Here is a 436-nt window from a genome sequence, read left to right as displayed (position 1 = left end):
TGGTCGCCACCTGGGGCGACGAAGTATCTAAAGAATGGTTCTTGGTTATTGGTTCTTGGTTAGCATTGCTTTCGGTATGCGTTCGCATAACATTCGCATTACGTTCGGGTTCAATAGGCATGTTTTGTGGTTTTTTCCACCTTGCCTGAGCTGAACCCTTAGCCTTTTCACTCTTGCTTTTGTATGCCGAAATCTCGTCATCTATGCGTTTGTGATGCCAACGCATACCGTCCGCATAAAAGAAGCATTTCAATAGCAATCCGACTGTGTGAACATCGCTACCAATCTTGAAGGCCAAAAGCTCAAGATCGTTTTCCAGGGGGGTTTCTGAGTCGTAGTACAGCCAGATCAGACGCAAATAGGCCATGGTTTGGCTGTCATTGAGTCTCGATGTCTCTCTAATGAAGTCGCCAATATGGTGAGGGTAGTAATTCAT

1 protein-coding gene is annotated in these 436 nt (G+C 45.6%); it reads right to left on the bottom strand.

Features of this window, described 5'->3' with window-relative positions; all coding sequences use genetic code 11:
- A partial coding sequence (locus PY990_RS16330; RefSeq protein ID WP_275272493.1) for a YdaU family protein occupies window positions 1-436 on the bottom strand: 436 nt, incomplete at its 3' end.

It is taken from the genome of Limnobacter olei, assembly GCF_029087225.1.
GTDB classification, from domain to species: Bacteria; Pseudomonadota; Gammaproteobacteria; order Burkholderiales; family Burkholderiaceae_B; genus Limnobacter; species Limnobacter olei.
The sequence above is the reverse complement of the archived record's forward strand: the minus strand, read 5'-3'. Positions and strand labels throughout refer to the sequence as shown.